This is a genomic window from Desulfocastanea catecholica, from assembly GCF_054657295.1.
In genome coordinates this window covers 1-695 of sequence record NZ_BAAHYZ010000117.1, presented here as the reverse complement: position 1 = coordinate 695, position 695 = coordinate 1, and the positions used below count along the sequence as shown (strand labels likewise).

Genomic DNA, 695 nt, shown 5'->3' with positions numbered 1-695 from the left:
CTCCTTGAAGGTGTTCTGAAGACCGGTGAGAAAATCTTTGCTGACCCTGGGCGACCAGCCCGAGCGAAGGGTATGGCCGGTTTGCTGCGCCATGAAGCCCAGGAACAGGGCCAAATCCCGTCTTTGCTCCTTTTGTGAGCGAGGCGAGGTGGTCACCTGGGTGGCGAAATAGATCGCCGCCCAGCGGTGCAAATCGTCCTCGGTTTCGGTGAGCAGCACCGGTATATTCTTAGGTGTAGCTGTTTGTACAGCTTTTTCGTCCATGATGAGTATCTCCAGCCTGGGTTTCATGACATTTCACTACACCTAAGATACCTTTTGGGTAGTGTTTTGTGAAGAAGAAAAATAGAGCACCAATAAAATGCTCAAGGCATGAAGGTGAGGAGTCATCTCGGGGCAAATAAAAAGAAGAACAAGCGGGCAGTAGGGAAAGAGGAGACGGACAGCAATCGGTCCGGTTGCCGAGGTAAGTCTGGTTGTCGCTCCCACCCTTCCCTCTCTTTGGTAGCAGTTGAATTGGCTGGTTCATCGTGCTCAGCTCAACGGCTCGGCCATTTTATCCAAACATGCCGGTCCGTTGTTTTTCACACTATTAACCCTGCTGCTCACCGGATACGTTTCTATCCACGAGTCCGGACACGGCTTGAGCATCGACAGCACCCTCTCTTGATCGGTACCTGGATCCAGCCAGGCCG

At 52.5% G+C, this 695-nt stretch carries 1 protein-coding gene; it reads right to left on the bottom strand.

Annotated elements, in window-relative coordinates; translation table 11 throughout:
- On the bottom strand, window positions 1-291 hold a 291-nt coding region (locus ACYQ8U_RS23110), incomplete at its 3' end, for a hypothetical protein (RefSeq protein ID WP_459947914.1).
- Window positions 292-695: the final 404 nt, after the last annotated feature.